The organism is Pantoea sp. C1E2 (assembly GCF_056491465.1).
Genome location: NZ_JBSZHT010000004.1, coordinates 582,508 through 600,692 on the forward strand (window position 1 = coordinate 582,508; position 18,185 = coordinate 600,692).

Here is an 18,185-nt window from a genome sequence, read left to right on the forward strand (position 1 = left end):
CAGATTACTGGAAGTCGAGGTTTGACGAGGCGCGCCAGCCATCAATGAACTCAAATACCTCCACGCCAAGATCGCACAGATACGCCACCACCGGCACGCCGTAGCCGGTTTGCGCGGCTTTCAGGCTGGCTTCATGCGCGGTGTCACGATTAATAAAGCGCTCGGTGCCTTCGCCGGGAATCTTGACGAAATAAGCGCAAGGCGCGCCTTCTACCGCCACGTGCCAGTTGGCGTTGGAAATACCCCCACTTACCGGACGATACTGCACCGCCCTGCCCTGCCATTCCGGCATCGCCTTGATGGCTTGTTCGACCCGCTGTTCCTGCCAGCTTTGCGCTTCACCCAGAGATCTGCTCATTTTGCCTGCTCCGCAGTCAGGTTTAACCAACGTTCAAAACGGGGATCGCTCAGGCTCTGGCGGCAGCGTAACAGCATCCACTGACCGAGCTTGGCAAACTCGAGACCCCGCGGGCTGGTGGCACCGTTCAGCACGCCCCACAGCGTCCAGTGGTAATCATCAACCAGCGCATACAAGCGACAACGCGCCACATCGGCCTCGCTGCAATCACCACGCCACGCACGAATGGCATCACGCCAGCGATCGTCAGTGGGCAGTTGTTCGTGGATGAGCGTCGCGATATCGTGCCAGGCATCGCCCCGTGCAGCGTAATCAAAGTCCAGTAAGCGCCATTCACCCTGAGCGTTGACCATCCAGTTACTGGCGATGTTGTCGCCGTGGATTAACACGGGTATATAGGACGCGGCATTGAGTGCTTCCCACGCCAAATCGACACATTCACCCATCCACTGCAGCTCTTCTGGCTGGTGCACGCCGTGCGTTTCCAGCAGCAAACGAAGCTGCAACATATCCTTCTGGCGGCTGTGTAATGGCAGCGGCAAACCTGAGTGGTGTAATTTATCCAGCGTGCGGGTCAGGCTGGCAAAGTGATGCGGATTGCGTAAGTCATCCAATCGCGCCCAGCGGAAGCCGTCATCCAGCGCCGCAAAGATCAGTACGCTGTTGTGCGGATCGGCGTGACACAGCGCCGGGGCGATGCCCAACTCACCTGCCTGCCGACTCGTTTCGGCGCTGCGCTGGAAATCAATCAATGCCTTCTGATCATCGAGCAGCACCTTGGCGTAATAGGTTTGACCCGCTGACTTAAGGCGAAATCCGGCCCACTCCGTCGCCAGCCGATGCGGCGAGGCCACGCCTGCGGTACCGAGCTGAATATCGAACGATTGCGCCGGCTGCCAACTCGTCAGCGCTTGCTGTAGACGTATCAACATAAGGCGTCCTCCCCTTTCAGGCAGAGCTCACTCAGCAGTGCCATCAGCATATCGATACCGCGATGCAGGTCGGCGATGGCGGTGAATTCACGTTCATTGTGCGAAAGGCCGCCCGCGCTGGGGACAAACAGCAATGTACTTGGGCAGTGATAGCTCATGCTAATCGCATCGTGACCTGCCACCGAACGCATTGGCATCGCTTTCAGCCCAAGTTTTTCCGCCTGCGCTAAGGCGAGTTCACTGAATGCCGAATGTAACTGCTGCCGTGGACGATACTGTGCGCGGTCGAGACTGACATCGGTGGCAGTGATCTGCGCAATCGATTGCATTTGCTGGCTGAAGCTGTCGCGCAATTGGCTCAACAGTGCTTCATCAGCAGAACGAAACTCTATAAATAAGGTGGCCTCGGAAGTCACTACATTAGGCGAATTAGGCGCGGTATCCAGGCGTCCCACCGAGGTGTGCAGCGCTTCGCCATAACGTTCGGCCTCGGCACGCACCGCCACAATGGTGTGCGCTGCCGCCAGCAGTGCATCCCGCCGGCGATCCATCAATGCCGGGCCGGTATGGTTTTGCTCTCCGCGAAACGTCACCTGCCATTTGAGTGCCGCCCAGGTTTCTGTCACTACGCCTATCTGTTTCTGCTGCAATTCAAGATGTGGACCTTGCTCAACATGCAGTTCGCAATAGGCCGCCACTGTCAGATCCGGTAACGTCGTTCCGCAATAACCAATGCTTTGCAAAGCCGTTTGTAGCGAGATGCCTTCACCATCGCAACACGCCAGAGCCTGCTCCAGCGAGAGTGCACCGGTAAACACTGAACTGCCGGTCAGGCTGGGTTGAAAGCGCGCGCCCTCTTCATTGGTCCAGTTCACCACCGCGAGGTTACGTTGCGCGGTTTTCGGTTGGCCGCGTAGCTGGCGAGCCAGCGTAGCAATGGTCACCGCCGCAGCGGTCACACCGTAAGCACCATCAAAACGTCCACCCAGCGGTTGGCTATCCAGATGCGAACCGCACAGCACCCATGGCGCGCCTTCGCAAAGCGTCATCAGACCAAAGATATTGCCAATTTCATCCACGTGAATGTGGAAACCTTGTTGCGTCAGCCAGGTACAAAAAGCATCGCGCATTTGCTTATCCGCAGCGGAAGCCGTCAGGCGGTGTAAGCCGCCTGCTGGCGTTGCACCTATACTGCTGCTCAGGGCAAACAGCGCATCAAACGCCTGATAATCTTGCGGTGTCATCCGCGGCATTACCGGGATGGAGGATGTTGACATGGGCACTCTCCAGACTCATTACAAAAGCTGCCGCGGGTCGCGCATTCGTCACTAAGGTATCGACCGCGCTAAACGGCAGCGTATTCACAAAGGTTCGCAGTCCAAATTTGCCTTCATCTGCCAGAATCACACTCTGGCGACAGTGCGTGCTCAGCACGCGCCTTAATAACGCCTCAGGCTCTTCGTAATCCATAAAACCGTTGTCCCGATCCACCGCACCAATGCCCATAAAGGCAATGTCGTAGTGGAATTGGCGCGCGAACTCCAGCGTATGGGGGCCAATCAGTGCGTTATCATTTCGCCGAACGCGCCCTGGTGTTAGCGTGACAGCGTTGTCGCTTTGCTGCGTTAGCAGCGCGGCGATATCCATTGAGTTCGTAAAAACCTTCAAACGCGAGAAGCGGGTCAGTTGCTGTGCCAGTGCCAGCGTTGAGGTGCCGGTATCCAGAAACAGTGCCATCCCCTCTTCCACTAATTCGCTTGCCAGTTGACCTATACGCGCTTTAGCACGCGGCTTGATACGGCTGCGAATCTGTAAAGGCTGCTCCTCGCTGGGAACCGGTAAAATGGCACCACCGTGCACACGCCGTAACACGCTTTGCTCTTCCAGATATTTAAGATCGCGGCGAATCGTCTCTTCTGACACCACGAATTTCTGCGCCAGTTCCGTCACGCGCACCCGTTTGTCGTGGTGTAAAATCCGTTTTATTTCATCCAGTCGTGGCTGATTAATCATGCTTACCTTCTGTTTTTAGAGGCCAAAACCGCAGTATACCTTTCGGACGGTCTCAAGGCCGCGCCTTACAGAGAAGGTTGATGTTGGTCCCACGGCATCAGCGCTTCGAGCGCCGCGCAGAACTGCAATACGTCGCCTTCCGCATAACGTCGGCCGATCACCTGCAAGCCCACCGGTAAACCTTGTGGGGTGAAACCACAGGGAATCGTCGCCGCCGGATTACCACTCAAATTGAACGGCCAGGTGAAAGGCGTCCAGCGCGCCCACTCCACTCCGCTGTCGCCCGGCACCTGGTTTTCCGGCACGTGGCGATCGGCCGCGAACGGCATAACCGGCAATGTAGGCGTGATCAGTAAATCCACGCTGTCAAGTAAGGCGTGCACCTGCCCGGCAAACGCCGCACGCTGTTTTTGCGCTGCCAGGTAGTCAGCCAGATTCAGGCGCTGCGCGCGCTCAATCAGCGCGGCAAAGCCCGGATCGAGCTGGTCGAGCTGCTGCTGCAGTGCGGCTCCATAAGCCACACCGCGCCCGCCGCTCCATAGGGTGTCAAATGTCTCGAAAGGTGATGACCAGTCAAGAGGACGTGCCGTGAGCCTAACCGGTAACGAATGGGCAATCTGCTCTACCGCCTGTTCGACGCAACGCGCAATGTGATCATCGACCGGTGTGTTAAACAGCGTTGGACTGTAATGCACACGTAGCGCAGGCAACGGCTGGTCGCAGCGTGCAAGCCAGGATTCATTTTTGGCTGGCAGCGCCTGATGGTCGCGCGCATCCGGTCCCGATAGCAGATCAAACAGCAGCGCGCTATCACGAACCGTACGCGTCATCGGTCCGGCATGGCTGAGCATTTCAGTTGCAGACCACGGCCAGGTTGGAATGCGTCCCAGCGAGGCTTTAAGGGCGAAAATGCCACAAAAGGCGCCGGGGATACGCACCGATCCGCCACCGTCAGAGCCCAACGCCGCGGGCACCATGCGTGCCGCCACACTGATTGCCGATCCCGAACTGGAACCGCCGCTGGTTAACGCCGGGTTCCACGGATTACGCCCATGGCCGAACACTCGTGAATAGCTTGATCCGGTCCAGCCAAACTCGGTGGTCGCAGTTTTGCCAATAATGATCGCTCCCGCCGCCTTCAATCGCTCAATAATTGGCGCGTCACTTTCTGGCATGTTATCCAGTGAGGTAAGTGAACCTTTGGTCGTGCGTAACCCAGCCGTTGAGAACAGATCTTTTACGCCGAACGGCACACCATGCAGTGGACCCCGACTCTTGCCAGACTGACGTTCGCGGTCGCAGTTTTTAGCGTCTTCCAACGCCTGCTCATCGTAAACATCGCCAAAGGCATTCAATGTGGGATTGTGGGTTTTAATTTGCTTAAGGCAATTCCCCACCAGCGTTTCACTGCTGATATCACCGCGACGAATCTGCTGCGCCGCGCCAATAACATCAGGCATCAAGTTAGATAAATTCTGCTCCACCGCCATGGTTACACTCTACATTTCTGGCATCACTATCCAGCGATAGTGGCAATAGTTGGCGAATGAAGCAAGACCGGGTTGTGTGGTTAATGTGGGATATGTTGTATTTAATCTGGTGTTGATATAGGAAAAGATGATGATGAAAAAAACAGCAAAATGACAAACCCGTGGCAATTGGATGAAGGTTTTGCGCGACAAGCCGCTCAGTGACTCAGTTGCAGGTGAATCGCTCAGGGAAATGTGTGGATGGGGATCTCAGTTCACTGCGCCGCTATCACCAGCGCAGTGATAATAAAGTCATCTGATAAAAAGATTACAGCCATCCTGCTTTTTTAAAGCGCGACCACATCAGGCCGCAGATCGCCAGCGTCACGATCAGCACCGCGGGATAACCAAAGTGGGTTTTCAGTTCGGGCATGTCTGAGAAGTTCATGCCGTACATGCTAAAGACGATCGTCGGAACGATCAGCACCGCACCCCAGCCCGCCAGCTTTTTATTCACTTCGCTCTGCTGAACCGACACCAGCGCCAGATTGACCTGCATCGCGCTGGTCAGCATTTCGCGCATGTCTTCAGCATCAATCATCACGTGATGTGCATGATCCTGAACATCGCGCAGGTAAGCACGCAGGTTCTTCGGGATAATGTCCTCGTGAAAACGCGCCAGCTGGGCACAAATTTCCGTCACCGGCATCGCGGCATTACGTAGTGCCAGCAGTTCGCGCCTCAGATGATAGACATCCTCCAGCGTTTTGCTGTCAAAACGGGTGGTAAACATGCCCTCTTCCAGCGTACCGATACGTTCGCTGAGTGATTCGGTTATTTTGCTGTAGTGGTCAACGATAAAGTCGAGGATGCAGTAAAACGCGTAACCCGGTCCCTGACACAACATGGTGTGGTTTTTTTCTGCCCTGGCGCGAATCGCCGCATAGCCCTCAGACGAACCGTGGCGGACGGTGATCAGGAAGTTTTTACCGAGGAAAAAATGGGTTTCACCAAAGCTAATGCGCTGCTGATCGTCGAGATGCGCCGTTTTCACTACGATAAATACTGACTCGCCGTACTGCTCAATCTTCGGGCGCTGATGGGCCACCAGCGCATCCTCAATCGATAACTCATGCAGTCCAAACTCTTCCTGCAACGTCTGCATAAAACCCGGTTCAGGTTGATTCAATCCCAGCCAGATAAAGGCACTCTCATCTTTAAGTACTTCGCTGATGTCGGCGACATCGACATGCTCTTCACGTTTGCCGTGGCGATAAGCCACACAGTTAATCACCATTTTGGCGCTGTCCATGTTGTTTTCACTTACGTAATCATAGTGTCAGTATCATTTCGACGCAGGGGAGATCGGCTTTCGCTAAAGCGGAAGGATATAAGGCCTCACGCACCGTGCTAAAGCCATGGCGCAGATAGAAGCCGCTGGCATTGGGCGTTGCGGCTAAAGTGAGGTGCCGAAAACCGCGCTGGCGGGCTTCCGCGATGATCGCGTTCATAATGGCGCTGGCGTAGCCTTTTCCGTTGCAGGCTGGCAGGGTAAAAATGGCTTCTACGCTGCCGCTTTTGAGATCGAGGAAGCCCGTAGCGGCAGCGCCCAACTCAGGATCGTCGATCACATAGAAAGGATTGCCCTTAATCGCCTCAAAGTAACCTGCCGGCAACGCGTCAGGCGTCCATGCGGCAATCACTTCAGGCGGATAAACTGACTGGCAGCCATCGCGAATCGCGAGATTGCGAATACGCCACAAGTCGGCGGCTTCATGTGGAAGCGCTAAGCGCGGTGTCATGGATTCTTCTCTGTGTGATGAATAAGGAAATCCCACATTAGCAAAACCCTTGCCGCACGTTTGTTCTTTTTGGCTTAAGGCACACCAAAATAACGCAGCAATGCCGTCATCACGGCCGCGCCAACAATCACTAAAATCAACGGCGTACGGCGCCAGGCGAGAAATACGGCAAACAACACGCCGGCTATACGCGCGATACCCGCAAAGTGGCTGCCTTCAAACAGTGCGGTGGTGACGGCAACCGACAGCAACAGCACAGTAGCAGCATCCGAGAGCATATTACGCACCGATTCTGACATCGGCATACGGCTTCCCAAACGGTAACCGGCGAAACGCATCACATACGTACCGACGGCCAGCAGTACGATCCCGGCAATCACGAGGTTATTGTGCATTTTTGCGCTCCCGCCAGCTCAGCAAGCCCAATAAAGAAAACAATACCGGCATTCCCGCCGGGACAAACGGCGTGGCGAGCACTGATAATGCGGTGCCCAGCGTGGCCGGAATACGCGTGCGACGTTGACGCAAAGCGGGAAAGATCAGCGCGATCAGAATGGCAGGGAAAACCGCATCCAGACCAATCGCCGAGACATCAGGAATGAAGCGCCCGATAAATGCGCCGCACACCACGCTGAGCGGCCAGATAGCAAAAATCCCTAAACCACACACCCAGTATGCGGCGCGTCGCTGGGAAAGCGTCTTTTGCGAAATGCCAAACACCACGCTTTCGTCATTCATGATATGGCAACCCAGCAAACTGCGTCCGCCCTGCCCGACCAGATCTTTCACCGCAATACCAAAAGGTAAATGACGCGCATTGACCAGCAAACCTGCCGCCGCTGCCGTTAATGGGCTGCCACCACCGGCCACAATGCCGATGAAAAGAAACTCGGATGCGCCTGCCAGTACCATCGTCGAGAGCGCGATGGGCACCCATAGCGGAAAACCATCCGCCGCCGCCAGCGAACCGTAAGAAAGTCCGACAATACCGTCGGCCAGGCAAACCAGGAAAATCGCTTTTAATACGCCGCGATCAAGCGGCACTGCACCCAGACGCATCACAATTTGATCTCATATCGAACAGGAAAGCCGTTATAATGAACGCGCCCGAATTGTTTTACAAGATGAACAAAACGTTCGATATAAAGAACAGGAGTAATTGTGACGCCACCGATCGATCTTATCTCTGCTGGATTAGTGCGCGAACGCCAGCGTGCCGGACTCTCCTTAACCGAAGTCGCCCGCCGCGCCGGTATCGCGAAATCCACGCTTTCCCAACTGGAAGCGGGCAACGGCAATCCCAGTATTGAGACGTTATGGTCACTGTGCGTGGCGCTCAATATTCCTTTCGCCCGTTTGATGGAACCGGAAGTGAAGCGTTTACAGGTGATCCGTCGCGGTGAGGGCATGATGGTGTCGGCTGAACTCGCGGATTACCAGGCCGCGTTACTTGCCAGCTGCCCGCCGGGCGGTCGTCGTGATTTATATCTGATCACCAGCCAGCCGGGTGCACCGCGCGCCTCTCATCCACATCCACCGGGTTCAGTTGAACACATTATCATCGCGCAAGGTCGCGCCCTGGTTGGGCCTACCGATTCGCCGGTAGAACTTCATCCAGGCGACTACATCTGCTACCCTGCTGACGAACCGCACATCTTCGAAGCGCTGGAAGCGAATACCATGGCGGTGCAGCTTTCAGAGCAAAATTAGTCATAACAATTTCCTATATTCAAACCCGATGATCGGCGCGGGACACAGTGGCATGCTGTGTTTTTCGCTAGCCGATTATCAGGAACATATGGATATTATTCCCGCCCGACCGCACCACGCTGCCGCCATTCAGAAAATCTATGCGTGGCACGTCATCCACGGCACCGCCACCTTCGAAACCGAACCACCCAGCGAAAGCGAAATGCTTAACCGCGTTAAAGATGTGCAGCAGCGCGGTGGCTTCTGGCTGGTGGCGCAGGAGGATGAACAGGTATTAGGTTATTGTTATCTGGCGCCTTATCGACCGCGCTATGCCTATCGCTTCACGCTGGAAGATTCGATTTATCTCGACCATGAACAAACCGGGCGTGGCGTCGGGCGAGCGTTATTGCAAAAAGCGATTGCGCTGGCAGAAGCAGCAGGCTTTCGTCAGATCATCGCCATCGTGGGAGATAGCGCCAATCAGGGATCGCTGGGATTGCACCGGGCGCTCGGCTTCGAGCACACCGGCGTGATGAAATCGGTGGGATTCAAACATGGCCGCTGGCTCGACACCGTCGTGATGCAGCGCTCACTGGGTGTCGGTGATAGCCAACCGCCAGAGCGTTAAGCCGCCTGCATCGCGATCACGCGATCTGTCCCCTTCTCCAGCAGTTCGCGATCGTGGCTCACCAGCAGTACGCCGCACTGCTGGTGACGCGCCATCTGAGTTATCAGCTGCAAGGTTTGCTGCTGTACCAGCGGATCGAGTCGCGATGTTGGCTCATCGGCGAACAGGAAAACCGGTTCAAGCAGCATGACGCGTAACAGAGAAAAGCGCTGTAACTCGCCGCCCGAGAGGGAATCCGGGCAGCGCGTAAGTAATGAAGGATCTAACGCCAATTGCTCCATAAGCGTGTCGCGTTTAGACCGTTCAATGCGATGACGGCGCAGCACATCCTCCAGGCTTTGTGACAGCGTGCGCATAGGGGGAAACAACGCCGAGGGATCCTGATAGATCTTCTGATACTTCAGCGCGCTCGCCGCAACATGGCGTGTAATACTGCCCTGCTGTGGAGTAAGTAACCCCAGTAATACGTCGCCAAAACTGCTTTTCCCACTGCCGCTGGCGCCATATAAACCGACAATTTCACCAGCATGCAGGGTGAAGTTTTCTGGCACGCCCAACGTATTTCCGCCGCGCTGCAGTTTTATTCCCTGCACGCTCACCACAGGTTTGCTGCGGATTACCGTGCTTTGCCGTTGCGGCCAGGCAACGGGGTCGGCGGCCAGCAACTCGCAGGTATAGCTCTGCTGCGGGGTGTGTAACACCTGCTGCGCTGTACCTTGCTCGATCACTTTGCCTTTGTGCATGACGATCACGTCGCCGCCTAACTGACGCGCCAGCGCGATATCGTGCGTGATGGTCAACAGCGTTCCGCCTTCAGCCACTTCACGACGTAGCAAGGCAGAAACGTCATCGCGTCGGGACACATCCAACCCCTTGGTCGGTTCGTCTGCTATCAGGATCTCCGCACCACCCGAGCGCGCCGCTGCAAATGCCGCGCGCTGGGCCATGCCACCGGACAGTTGCCACGGAAATTTCTGTGCCGCAGCCTGTAATCCCAGCAGTGCGAGGTCATCCTGCGCAGCCGCCATGCTTAGCGGCGCGGAATGCCCTCGAATATAGCGATAACCTTCTGCGATCTGCTGCTGAATCGCCATGGTGGGATCCAGCGCCAGCCAGGGTTCTTGTGGCAGCGAGGCCATAGTCCTTCCCCACAAGCTACGTATCACATCACGATCCTGCGGTAACTGATAGCGTTGACCGTTGATGATCAAGGTTCCGCTGGCCTGCAAGGTCTCCGGCAATATTCCCATCACCGCTTGTGCCAACAGGCTTTTTCCAGATCCGGTTTCACCTAACAAGGTAAGCGGCTGGCCAGGTTGCAAGTGAAAATCGACCGGTTCCACCAGCGTGGCATCTGCTGTTGATACCGTTAGGCCAATGGCCTGTAATCCTTTCATTTGCTCTCCTTTTTCATCATCAGGTTGAGGCTAATCAGCAATAAAAACAGCGCGGCAACGGGCTGCAACAGTAACCAGGGGGCTTCCCAGGCAAAGGGCAGCAGTTCCGTCATCATCAAACCCAGTTCCGGCGTCGGTGGACGCACACCCACGCTGATAAAACCGAGCGCCGATACGGCCATGATGGCACTGCTGAACGAGAACAGCGCGACCGTGAGCAGTACCGGTGCGAGTGCCGGCCACAGGTGACGACGAAAACGGTAAAACGCGTCAAAACCCAGCAGTTTTGAAGCCTGCATGCCTGGTGAATGCACAATCGGACGTAAGGTGGCGCGCGTTACGCGGAAGAATTCCACCCACAGCACCAGTGAGATCCCCAGCCAGAGCATCTGCGGCGAATCAGGGGCAATCGCCGCCAGTAACAGCACCAGCAGCAAGCCGGGTAGCGCGAGACACATATCACTCAGCATACTGATTAAGCGGTCCAGCACACCGCCATAAAGCGCACTGAACGCGCCAGCCAGCACACCGACCAGCATCGCACTGATCACGCACAGTGCAGCCAGACCCAGTGACAGGCGCAGCGCCGCACTCAGGCGCGGCAGCATGTCACGACCCAGGTAATCGAAACCTAACAGATTAGCCTGGCTCGGTGGCTGCAACATGTTGAGCAGTTCTTGTTGCAGGGGATCGCCATGATGAAACAGTGGTAGCAAAAAGGCGTAGCTGAGTAGCAAAGCCAGCAGCAGTAAGCCAAAGTGACGTGAAGTCAATTTCATGGGCGCGTCCCTCGCGGATCAAGCAGATGGCAGCCAGCATCCACCAGCATATTCAGCAGGACAAACAGCAGGCCGAGCGTCATGGCACTGGCCTGAATCACTGGCACATCGCGGGCGAAGATGGCGTGAACCAGTGCATGACCGATACCTGGCCAGGCAAACAATGTCTCCACCACCACCACGCCTTCCACCAGCCAAACAAACTGCATGCCGAACCAGGTGAGTACCGGTGTTCCCAGATTGCGTAAACCGTGACGTTGCAACAAGGTGGCGGGCGCCAGACCTTTTTGCGCACCCCATTGGTAATAGCCCGCATGCACCACCTGCCGGGTGGCTTCGCGCACCACGCGCACACCTACCGCGCTTAGCGACAAGGCCAGCGTCATCGCCGGTAACAGGAAATGGCGCAGCTCACCGTGTCCCGCACTCGGCAGCCAGTCGAGTTGCAGCGCGAACAACACAATCAGCAGCATGCCGAGCGCAAAATGCGGCACGGATTTAAGCAATGACGTCAGCCAAAATAGCAGACGATCCAGTTTGCCATTGGCGTGGCAGCCGGCCCAGATACCCAGTGGCAGCGTGATAACCAGCGTCAACAGCAATGAAACACCGGCTAAGGCCAGCGTCTGGCTTAGCTGCCATCGCAGTTCGTCCATCACCGGTTCGCCGGAGACCAGCGAACGGCCAAAGTTGAATTGCAGCAGATTGAACAGCCAGTGCAGTAAGGCGCTGCCTTGATCGGTTGCACCGTTTAACTCCTGCTGCACGCGCGCGACAGCATCCGCATCAACCCGATCATAGCCGTAGCGACCGCTGGCAATACGCCACGCCATATCGCCCGGCAGTGACCGGACCAGAAACCAGGTGAGTAAACCCACTGAGAGCACGACAAAAAACGCCTGCATTAGACGCCAGCAAAGTTGTTTGATCATCACGGCTCCCAACGCAGCTGGCGCAGGCCGAAGTGACGTTCAAACGGATCGAGCGCGAAGTTTTTCAGTTGGCTGTTGATCGCTGCCGATTGTTGATACCAGGCGATTGGAATCACCGGCAGATCCTGTTGCAGCGCCGAAGTGATCAACGTTCGAGCCTGGGCACGCGCGGAGGCATCGGTGGATTGCGTCAGGGTATGCAGTGCGCCACTGAATCCCGTCGGATGCCAGTTCATCGCTCCCCAGTCCCCGCCTTTCTCGGCGTAATCCTGCAGCAAGGTGCCGGTTGGATCGGGCGTTAATGCAAAGTTGCGTGAGAACAGCGCCAGTTGTAATTTCCCGCTGTGATGCTGGGCAGGAATTTCGCTGGCATTGGTTGAGTTAATCTTCACTTCGATACCAACTTTGCGCAGCTGTTGCTGGATCACCATTGCCATCAAAGGCAGTTCAGGGCGATCCGGGAATGTCAGCAGCGTCAGGCTAAATCGCTGACCGTTGCGTGTCAGCACGCCGTCTGATCCTGATTGCCAGCCGGCTTTTTGCAACAGAGTGATAGCCACATCGGGCTGATAGGCCAGTGGTTGCAGTGCCGCGTTGTGCCACTCACCCATGTTCGGCGGGAACAACTGACTGGCAGCACCCGGATAGCGCAACACCGCCATTGCCAACGCGTTGCGATCGATCGCCATGCTGATCGCTTCGCGCACCGGTTGTTCGGCTAACAGCGGATCGCCCAGATTGAGCTTCAACATCAGCGTGCGCGGCACAGAAATGGCGGGAAGCTGCAGCGCAGGCTTACGTGCCAGACGCTGACGGCTGGCTGCATCAAGATTGAACACATAATCCGCATCACCGCTTTCTGCCAGTAGCGCGCGGGTTTCCGCGCGGCCAGAAGAGAGATAGCTGGCTGCGGCGATGTGCGGTTTTTCTCCCCAGTACGCTTCAAAACGTTTTACCGCTAACGACTGCGGCGGCTGGAAGGCAGTCAGCATAAAGGGCCCAGAACCGATGATGCGCGTAATGTTGCCCTGTGCATCCCAGCTGGATAGCGCCAGTATTTGTGAGCGGCTTTCAGCCAGGACGGAAAGCAGTGGTGTGAAAGGCTCGCGCAGTGTGATGGTCACCACCTGCCCTTCCCCGCTGATCTCAGTGATGGGTGTTTTATCCAATAATCCCGCTTTGCTCCGCGCAGTGTTGAGTGATTTCACTACCGCTGCCGCATCCAGTGGCGAACCATCGTGGAAACGCACGTTATCGCGCAGCTGTAATTGCCAGCGCAAACCGTCTTCCGAGACCTGCCAACTCCTTGCCAAAGCCGGGATCGGTTCACCGCGTTCGTTCACTTCCACCAGCGTTTCCACCACATCCATGCGCAGAAGGATGTCACCGGAAAGCGCCGGATCGGCACCTTTAATTTCAAACGGAGCGGCAATGCGCACCGTGCTTTCCTGATGCTGCGCCGCGAAAGAGGCGCACGAAGCCAGGCCGAGCGCCGTGGCGATCAGCAATTTTTTCATTGATTTCATTATGGTTTCCGAAAAATACCGCTACAAAAATCCCAGAGAAATTACGTTATAACATAACAATACACATTTAAACACAGATTGCCTGCGGGGATAAACGGTTTGCGCGGGTGTTTATGACAAATTGACACTGCATGCTCGGGCGTGACTGGGTTATGCTGAAACCGAATCTGAACCCTCAAGGAGAAACGGAAATGCCAGAGATCGTTGTTTATGCTGCGGAAGGCCGCACGGTTGAGCAGAAGAAGAAGTTGCTGAAAGCTGTCACTGCCGCAGTCGCGGACTCGTTTGAGATTGATGCCAATTCAGTGACGGTCTCAATCATTGAAACGCCGAAGCATCATAAATCTAAAGGCGGCGTGCCGTTTGATGAGCGGTGATTGACGATTGGGCGTCCTAAAGGTCGCCCATGCTCGCAGAATCAACTACTTTGTAAGCTATAAAATTCAGTATCATATCTCACCCCTAGCTAACCCAATTGAGTGTCTCAGCCCGCTATGACTGAACAGAATCCGCTGTTTTCGCGGCTTACCACCACCCTGGCTGAAGAGAGCCGTACGCCGTTGTACAAACGCTTTGCCGCCGCCATCAAAGAAGCGGTGCGCGATGGCATCCTGGTGCATGAAGAGATCCTGCCCGGTGAGCGTGAATTCAGCCAGTCACTTAGCATTTCGCGTATTACAGTGCGTAAAGCGATGGATGAGTTGGAAAAAGAGGGGGTGGTGTTCCGTTCACGCGGTTACGGTACACAGATTTGTAGCCAGTTTGAGTATTCGCTGAAAGAGCCCAAAGGTTTGTCACAGCAGGCGGTTTTACGCGGTAAAAAGCCTGATACGGTGTGGATCAATAAGAGTAAAATTCAATGCAGCGCGGAGATCGGTGAAAAACTGGGATTAAGCAAAGGTAGCGAGGTTTACTTGCTGAAGCGTATTCGTTATGTCGATCAGCAAGCGGTCTCGGTAGAAGAATCCTGGGTGCCGGCACACTTTATTGCGGATGCCGATGAGATTGGGATTTCTTTGTATGACTACTTTAACAAGCAACAGATTTTACCTGTTAAGTCCCAAAGTAGAGTGAGTGCCCGCATGCCTGACGAAGCGCTTCAGCAGCAGATTGCCCTGCCCGCCAATGTTCCTGTGTTAGTGATTAAACAGTTGGCACTTGACGCGCAAGGCAATCCTTTGGAGTACAGCATCAGCTACTGCCGCAGCGACATGTACGTGTTTATTGCTAAGTGAGTCTTTGCTGCCAATAGCTCTGTAACGTGGCGCGATCGGGTGCACAATCACCACCGCGTTGCGACACCACATAAGACGCCACGGCATTACCCAATGCCACACTCTCGGCCAGTGACCAACCCGAAGCAAGACCGGCTAACACTCCCCCCGCATGGCTGTCACCGGCGCCAATCGTGTCGACTACTTGCGTTGCCAGAGCAGGGATCCAGCCTTGCGAATCCGCATCGATATAACCCGCGCCATCACTGTCTAAACGCACCACCAATGCAGCACCAAAGTGTTGTTGCCATTGAGCCATTAACTCACGGGCATCAAAGGCTTCATGTTGGTTTAAACGCTCCTGCCACAATAATTCCGCTTCCTGCCTGTTCACTGTAATCAGTGGTTTTAGCGCCATAATGCGGGCAAATTGACTCGCACCGATGTCAGCCAAACGCGGACCGAAATCCACTAACAACTGATAGTTCTGCGCCTGCTGCTCAAGCCAGTCGATCAGCACATCGCCGCTTTTGCTGGTCAGTTGATAGCCAGACAAGTAGATCCAACGGTGTGCAGGTTGTGGCAATGTGCCCAGCAGTTCAGCATCCCAAAGGTTTTCGACACCGCTGACTGACAGAAAAGTGCGCTCACCATCCGGCTCCACCAGTGCCAGACACCAGCCATTGTCTCCTTTGCTGGTTTCCAGCACGCTGTGAATGCCATATTCCATCAGCTTCTGCCGCACAATACTGGCCCAAATGCCGTTACCCAGCGGCAGCGCGTTGATGGACGGAATGCCCAGCCGATGCAACGCGATCGCCACATTCAACGCACAGCCACCCACGTTGACGCCCTGCTGGTGGAGTTCAATGTCACTTCCACGATGCGGTAACGAATAAGCATCGGCAATGACGTCCACCACAGCTGCACCAATCACACACACCGGCAGACGTCCCTCCAGCCGGTTCAGGTCATCAGGTGTCAGCATAAACGGCCTCACGCTGCTGGCGGAATCGCATGAATGCGTTGCTATAGCGAGTGAAATCCAGAGCGTTGGCAGCATCCAGTTCGGCTTTTAGCTGTGAATCAATCCCATCAATGCCATGAAGCGCACCGCAAATGGCCACCGCCATCGCGCCGATGGTATCGGTGTCACCCCCCAGATTGGCACAGAGAATGGCGCAGCGATTCGGATCGGTGTTGGCCAGTTCAACCATCGCAATTGCGGCAGGAACCGATTCGATGGTGGCCGTCCCGGTGCCCACCAAATCATAAATCTGCTGCATCGTTGACTCCACGCCTCTGCCCTGCGCCACAACGCTCAGCGCCAGCTCAACGCGCGCGGCCATGGACGCGCTAAAGGTCGTGACGCGTTTTTCCTGCGCAGCGCGCGCAATAGCAGGCAGTTCATCGCGGATGGATGCCCAGCTTGCACCGTCAATGGCACGTGACACAGCCCAGGCAATCACCGTTGCCCCCGCGATGGCGACATCAGACTTGTGCGTGGGACTGGATGCCAGTGCGACGGCGTCAACAAAGGCGTCCAGATCTTTGGCTGGTAACAGACATCCAAGCGGCGAAACGCGCATCGCCGCACCATTGGTCATGCCGTTGTTCTCAAGTTGCGTCACTGGCGTCCCCATTTTCAGTGCATTCAGGGCTATTTTGGATGTGGGTCCCAACACGTTTTTGTTGAAGGCATCAAACTCCTCTGCCCAACGCAGGATATTGGCACCAATGGTCTCAGCGTTGATATCGCCATCATGTGTGACTATCGCATCGGCCAAAGCCAGCGCCATTGAAGTATCGTCAGTAAAGGCAGCCCGGCCAAAATAACAGGCGGCATTGTTTTCAGCAGGCCCCGGCAAAAAACCATCAATCCAGCCAAAATGCTGCTTAACGCGACTGCGCGGCCACAATTCCGATGGCATGCCCATCGCATCGCCCAGTGCCTGACCATAGAAAGCGCCTAAAATCCGTTTTTCCTGGAGTGTCATTGTCATCATTACATCTCTTATTTATGGCTATCAGCGGTGGCTGATTGCTCGAAAGCGGTTAATTCTTCACTGCGTTTTTTGCCATCGCGGAACAGGACGATGAAGGCGATGGTGATAATGATGATCATCACGCTGCCAAACATCCACATGCCCGCCCAGTTGAACGTTTGACCATTGCGTGGCTGGTCGTAAGCGAACATCTCCTGCATCAAATACCCACCCAGACGATAGCCCAATAAGCTGCCAATCCCCTGGCATGCCAGCGTGATCAGACCTTGCGCCGCGTTACGCATCGCCACTGGTGCTTTTTTATCGACGTAGATGTAAGCCGTGATGAAGTAGAAGTCATAACTGACGCCGTGCAGCAGGATGCCCATAAACAACAGGCCAATCGTCAGGGCATTTTGATCGCCGCCGAACACAAAGAATATGTAGCGCAAGGCTGCGGTCGTTAAGCCAAGCAGCAATACTTTGCCGATGCCAAAGCGCTTGATAAAGAACGGCAGTGCCAGCAGGAAGAAGATCTCCGATACCTGCCCCAGCGTCATCCAACCGGTGGCGTGCGGCAGGCCCACTTCCGTTAAGTAGCCTTCGGCAAAGATGTAGTAAAACGCCAGCGGCATGCTGAACAGGAATGAGCAGACGAAGAACACAAGGAAACTGCGATCTTTCAGGAGATGCAGCGCATCCAGCCCCAGCGCCACACGCAGGCTGAATTTGCCGGTACTCTTCGGCTCTGTTGCCGGCAGCATCAGCGAAAAGATCCCCAACACCAGTGAACTGGCAGCAGTAATAAGCAGTGGGATGTTACTCGCCGATATATCGCCATAGCCCATCAGCGGCGGCAGGAAACCACAGGCAATGCCTGACGCAATCCACCCTAAGGTGCCCATTACACGCACGCGCGGATAATCACGTTCGACATCTCTGACATGTGAGAAAGCAATACTATTTGTCAGCGCAATGGTCGGCATGTAAGTAAGTGCATACAACAGCAGCAGTGGGAAGAAACCACTGAAGTGCGTCTGCTGTGCCGCGAAATACATCAGAATGGAACCGACGATCATCAGCAGCGATAACACTTTCTGCGCCTGGAAGAAGCGGTCTGCCAGTGATCCAACGAGGATCGGCGACAGGATGGCGGCAATCGACGTGCAGGCATAGCACCAGGCGATCTCAACCGGCGAAAAGCCGTTTTTGCTGAGAAAAGCCCAGAGCGGCACAAACCATGCACCCCAGATAAACCACTCGAGAAACATCATGAAGGATAATTTTGGGATTGTTGTTTTCATTTAAATAGGACTCCCCGGTGTAGGTGAGGCCAATCTAACACCACTAACAATACCTTTGTAATACCATTAGTGGATTCTTTGAGCTACTCCACAACAATTTTAACCGAGAATTAACAGCAAGGCGGGAGATATAGCGAGGAATAAGGGCGTGCAC

At 55.3% G+C, this 18,185-nt stretch carries 20 protein-coding genes; 4 read left to right on the top strand and 16 right to left on the bottom strand.

The window, feature by feature from the left end; translation table 11 throughout:
* Positions 1-4: 4 nt before the first annotated feature.
* The 9 genes from ACXI0A_RS24290 to ACXI0A_RS24330 all read right to left on the bottom strand — a co-directional run bounded on the left by ACXI0A_RS24290 (position 5) and on the right by ACXI0A_RS24330 (position 7,633).
* The gene (locus ACXI0A_RS24290) at positions 5-358 is read right to left on the bottom strand and encodes a protein kinase family protein (RefSeq protein WP_476146532.1); all 354 of its coding nucleotides are present in this window, start codon (positions 356-358) and stop codon (positions 5-7) included.
* The gene (locus ACXI0A_RS24295; protein WP_476146531.1) at positions 355-1,290 is read right to left on the bottom strand and encodes a phosphotransferase; all 936 of its coding nucleotides are present in this window, start codon (positions 1,288-1,290) and stop codon (positions 355-357) included. The genes ACXI0A_RS24290 and ACXI0A_RS24295 overlap by 4 nt, the downstream gene beginning before the upstream one ends.
* The gene (locus ACXI0A_RS24300) at positions 1,284-2,567 is read right to left on the bottom strand and encodes an allantoate amidohydrolase (protein WP_476146529.1); all 1,284 of its coding nucleotides are present in this window, start codon (positions 2,565-2,567) and stop codon (positions 1,284-1,286) included. The genes ACXI0A_RS24295 and ACXI0A_RS24300 overlap by 7 nt, the downstream gene beginning before the upstream one ends.
* Positions 2,506-3,303, bottom strand: coding sequence for a DeoR family transcriptional regulator (locus tag ACXI0A_RS24305; RefSeq protein WP_476146527.1), 798 nt, complete (start codon positions 3,301-3,303; stop codon positions 2,506-2,508). The genes ACXI0A_RS24300 and ACXI0A_RS24305 overlap by 62 nt, the downstream gene beginning before the upstream one ends.
* Before the next feature lie 65 nt (positions 3,304-3,368).
* A complete protein-coding gene (locus ACXI0A_RS24310; protein ID WP_476146525.1) occupies positions 3,369-4,763 on the bottom strand; it encodes an amidase family protein in 1,395 nt (464 codons plus the stop codon).
* Between the two features lie 337 nt (positions 4,764-5,100).
* On the bottom strand, positions 5,101-6,069 hold the full coding sequence (gene corA, locus ACXI0A_RS24315) for a magnesium/cobalt transporter CorA (RefSeq protein ID WP_476147144.1): 969 nt from the start codon (positions 6,067-6,069) through the stop codon (positions 5,101-5,103).
* Positions 6,070-6,103: 34 nt separating this feature from the next.
* Entirely contained in the window at positions 6,104-6,574 is a 471-nt protein-coding gene (locus ACXI0A_RS24320) for a GNAT family N-acetyltransferase (protein ID WP_224932781.1), read from the bottom strand.
* 74 nt (positions 6,575-6,648) lie between these two features.
* On the bottom strand, positions 6,649-6,969 hold the full coding sequence (locus ACXI0A_RS24325) for an AzlD domain-containing protein (RefSeq protein ID WP_476146523.1): 321 nt from the start codon (positions 6,967-6,969) through the stop codon (positions 6,649-6,651).
* Positions 6,959-7,633 carry an AzlC family ABC transporter permease gene (locus tag ACXI0A_RS24330; RefSeq protein WP_097117625.1) on the bottom strand — a complete coding sequence of 225 codons (675 nt, stop codon included), beginning with the start codon at positions 7,631-7,633 and terminating at the stop codon, positions 6,959-6,961. The genes ACXI0A_RS24325 and ACXI0A_RS24330 overlap by 11 nt, the downstream gene beginning before the upstream one ends.
* A gap of 102 nt (positions 7,634-7,735) precedes the next feature.
* On the opposite strand from ACXI0A_RS24330, the gene ACXI0A_RS24335 reads away from it, so the two are divergent.
* Positions 7,736-8,284 carry a helix-turn-helix domain-containing protein gene (locus tag ACXI0A_RS24335; protein WP_224932783.1) on the top strand — a complete coding sequence of 183 codons (549 nt, stop codon included), beginning with the start codon at positions 7,736-7,738 and terminating at the stop codon, positions 8,282-8,284.
* 88 nt (positions 8,285-8,372) lie between these two features.
* Entirely contained in the window at positions 8,373-8,894 is a 522-nt protein-coding gene (locus ACXI0A_RS24340) for a GNAT family N-acetyltransferase (protein WP_476146520.1), read from the top strand.
* Here ACXI0A_RS24340 and ACXI0A_RS24345 read toward each other — a convergent pair.
* The 4 genes from ACXI0A_RS24345 to ACXI0A_RS24360 are packed head-to-tail and all read right to left on the bottom strand — an operon-like array spanning position 8,891 to position 13,528.
* Positions 8,891-10,291, bottom strand: coding sequence for an ATP-binding cassette domain-containing protein (locus ACXI0A_RS24345; protein ID WP_476146518.1), 1,401 nt, complete (start codon positions 10,289-10,291; stop codon positions 8,891-8,893). The two genes, ACXI0A_RS24340 and ACXI0A_RS24345, sit on opposite strands and share 4 nt — an antisense overlap.
* A complete protein-coding gene (locus tag ACXI0A_RS24350; RefSeq protein WP_476146516.1) occupies positions 10,288-11,070 on the bottom strand; it encodes an ABC transporter permease subunit in 783 nt (260 codons plus the stop codon). Before ACXI0A_RS24350 ends, ACXI0A_RS24345 begins: the two co-directional genes overlap by 4 nt.
* Entirely contained in the window at positions 11,067-12,002 is a 936-nt protein-coding gene (locus ACXI0A_RS24355; protein ID WP_476146514.1) for an ABC transporter permease subunit, read from the bottom strand. Before ACXI0A_RS24355 ends, ACXI0A_RS24350 begins: the two co-directional genes overlap by 4 nt.
* Positions 12,002-13,528 (bottom strand): ABC transporter substrate-binding protein, encoded by a 1,527-nt coding sequence (locus ACXI0A_RS24360; RefSeq protein ID WP_476146512.1) that lies wholly within the window; start codon positions 13,526-13,528, stop codon positions 12,002-12,004. Before ACXI0A_RS24360 ends, ACXI0A_RS24355 begins: the two co-directional genes overlap by 1 nt.
* A 191-nt stretch (positions 13,529-13,719) precedes the next feature.
* Here ACXI0A_RS24360 and ACXI0A_RS24365 point away from each other — a divergent pair, with 191 nt between their 5' ends.
* Together ACXI0A_RS24365 and ACXI0A_RS24370 are read left to right on the top strand one after the other, a co-directional pair.
* Positions 13,720-13,905 carry a tautomerase family protein gene (locus ACXI0A_RS24365; RefSeq protein ID WP_034822328.1) on the top strand — a complete coding sequence of 62 codons (186 nt, stop codon included), beginning with the start codon at positions 13,720-13,722 and terminating at the stop codon, positions 13,903-13,905.
* A gap of 117 nt (positions 13,906-14,022) precedes the next feature.
* Positions 14,023-14,763, top strand: coding sequence for a UTRA domain-containing protein (locus ACXI0A_RS24370; RefSeq protein ID WP_476146510.1), 741 nt, complete (start codon positions 14,023-14,025; stop codon positions 14,761-14,763).
* Here ACXI0A_RS24370 and ACXI0A_RS24375 read toward each other — a convergent pair.
* Genes ACXI0A_RS24375 through ACXI0A_RS24385 form a run of 3 tightly spaced genes read right to left on the bottom strand, consistent with a single transcriptional unit; the run spans position 14,756 to position 18,031 of the window.
* Complete coding sequence (locus tag ACXI0A_RS24375) at positions 14,756-15,730, bottom strand: PfkB family carbohydrate kinase (protein WP_476146508.1); 975 nt, start codon at positions 15,728-15,730, stop codon at positions 14,756-14,758. The two genes, ACXI0A_RS24370 and ACXI0A_RS24375, sit on opposite strands and share 8 nt — an antisense overlap.
* On the bottom strand, positions 15,717-16,745 hold the full coding sequence (locus ACXI0A_RS24380) for an ADP-ribosylglycohydrolase family protein (protein ID WP_476147143.1): 1,029 nt from the start codon (positions 16,743-16,745) through the stop codon (positions 15,717-15,719). The genes ACXI0A_RS24375 and ACXI0A_RS24380 overlap by 14 nt, the downstream gene beginning before the upstream one ends.
* A gap of 11 nt (positions 16,746-16,756) precedes the next feature.
* A complete protein-coding gene (locus ACXI0A_RS24385) occupies positions 16,757-18,031 on the bottom strand; it encodes a nucleoside permease (protein WP_476146507.1) in 1,275 nt (424 codons plus the stop codon).
* Positions 18,032-18,185: the final 154 nt, after the last annotated feature.

What these genes read in the sequence shown, in the direction of transcription:
- ACXI0A_RS24290 (WP_476146532.1), bottom strand. Translation starts at nt 358, where the DNA reads ATGAGCAGATCTCTGGGTGAAGCGCAAAGCTGGCAGGAACAGCGGGTC.
- ACXI0A_RS24295 (WP_476146531.1), bottom strand. Translation starts at nt 1,290, where the DNA reads ATGTTGATACGTCTACAGCAAGCGCTGACGAGTTGGCAGCCGGCGCAA.
- ACXI0A_RS24300 (WP_476146529.1), bottom strand. Translation starts at nt 2,567, where the DNA reads ATGTCAACATCCTCCATCCCGGTAATGCCGCGGATGACACCGCAAGAT.
- ACXI0A_RS24305 (WP_476146527.1), bottom strand. Translation starts at nt 3,303, where the DNA reads ATGATTAATCAGCCACGACTGGATGAAATAAAACGGATTTTACACCAC.
- ACXI0A_RS24310 (WP_476146525.1), bottom strand. Translation starts at nt 4,763, where the DNA reads ATGCCTGATGTTATTGGCGCGGCGCAGCAGATTCGTCGCGGTGATATC.
- corA (WP_476147144.1), bottom strand. Translation starts at nt 6,069, where the DNA reads ATGGTGATTAACTGTGTGGCTTATCGCCACGGCAAACGTGAAGAGCAT.
- ACXI0A_RS24320 (WP_224932781.1), bottom strand. Translation starts at nt 6,574, where the DNA reads ATGACACCGCGCTTAGCGCTTCCACATGAAGCCGCCGACTTGTGGCGT.
- ACXI0A_RS24325 (WP_476146523.1), bottom strand. Translation starts at nt 6,969, where the DNA reads ATGCACAATAACCTCGTGATTGCCGGGATCGTACTGCTGGCCGTCGGT.
- ACXI0A_RS24330 (WP_097117625.1), bottom strand. Translation starts at nt 7,633, where the DNA reads ATGCGTCTGGGTGCAGTGCCGCTTGATCGCGGCGTATTAAAAGCGATT.
- ACXI0A_RS24340 (WP_476146520.1), top strand. Translation starts at nt 8,373, where the DNA reads ATGGATATTATTCCCGCCCGACCGCACCACGCTGCCGCCATTCAGAAA.
- ACXI0A_RS24345 (WP_476146518.1), bottom strand. Translation starts at nt 10,291, where the DNA reads ATGAAAGGATTACAGGCCATTGGCCTAACGGTATCAACAGCAGATGCC.
- ACXI0A_RS24350 (WP_476146516.1), bottom strand. Translation starts at nt 11,070, where the DNA reads ATGAAATTGACTTCACGTCACTTTGGCTTACTGCTGCTGGCTTTGCTA.
- ACXI0A_RS24355 (WP_476146514.1), bottom strand. Translation starts at nt 12,002, where the DNA reads ATGATCAAACAACTTTGCTGGCGTCTAATGCAGGCGTTTTTTGTCGTG.
- ACXI0A_RS24360 (WP_476146512.1), bottom strand. Translation starts at nt 13,528, where the DNA reads ATGAAATCAATGAAAAAATTGCTGATCGCCACGGCGCTCGGCCTGGCT.
- ACXI0A_RS24365 (WP_034822328.1), top strand. Translation starts at nt 13,720, where the DNA reads ATGCCAGAGATCGTTGTTTATGCTGCGGAAGGCCGCACGGTTGAGCAG.
- ACXI0A_RS24370 (WP_476146510.1), top strand. Translation starts at nt 14,023, where the DNA reads ATGACTGAACAGAATCCGCTGTTTTCGCGGCTTACCACCACCCTGGCT.
- ACXI0A_RS24375 (WP_476146508.1), bottom strand. Translation starts at nt 15,730, where the DNA reads ATGCTGACACCTGATGACCTGAACCGGCTGGAGGGACGTCTGCCGGTG.
- ACXI0A_RS24380 (WP_476147143.1), bottom strand. Translation starts at nt 16,745, where the DNA reads ATGACAATGACACTCCAGGAAAAACGGATTTTAGGCGCTTTCTATGGT.
- ACXI0A_RS24385 (WP_476146507.1), bottom strand. Translation starts at nt 18,031, where the DNA reads ATGAAAACAACAATCCCAAAATTATCCTTCATGATGTTTCTCGAGTGG.